General features: G+C 29.0%; 1 protein-coding gene. It reads right to left on the minus strand.

Annotation, left to right across the window (positions count from 1 at the left end; all coding sequences use genetic code 11):
- Window positions 1-395: Rpn family recombination-promoting nuclease/putative transposase (locus MBFIL_RS05530; RefSeq protein ID WP_169805511.1), on the minus strand; the 395-nt coding region annotated here is incomplete at its 3' end.
- Window positions 396-511: the final 116 nt, after the last annotated feature.

Consider the following 511-nt stretch of genomic DNA (forward strand, 5'->3'; position numbering starts at 1 on the left):
TCTCCTTCTTTTATTCCTTTTTTAATCCCTTTTATCTCTCCTTCTTTTAGCCCTTCTCTTCTGGCTGTGTTCATTGCTGTTGTCATATCTGATAGTGCCATTTCTCTCATTTGGTAGGCACGTAATGCTTCTTTATCTTGTGAAACATAATTTATTCTTTCTTGGGCTTTTCCAATTGCTTCATCCATTTCAATCACATCATCCAATATTTTTTGATCCGTATTTCTATCTAAAAACATTAACCATCTATGTAGTGGATCATTCAAGTCTTTATCTGACATTTTCCTGAATTTTGGCATCTCTATGAAATGCATTTCTAATAGATTGTTTAGTACATATTCATTATTTGTATCTTCTCGTATATGAAAACTTGTATGAAATAGTGGTAACTGTATATAGTTGAGTTCAAACTTTTAAAAAAAGTTTGAACAAAAGCTATTCTTAAATGTAATTATATAACTAAAAATAATAAACATGACAATATAATACTACTCAAACGTTAAAATTTTTC

Source organism: Methanobrevibacter filiformis (assembly GCF_001639265.1).
In the GTDB taxonomy this organism is placed as follows: domain Archaea; phylum Methanobacteriota; class Methanobacteria; order Methanobacteriales; family Methanobacteriaceae; genus Methanacia; species Methanacia filiformis.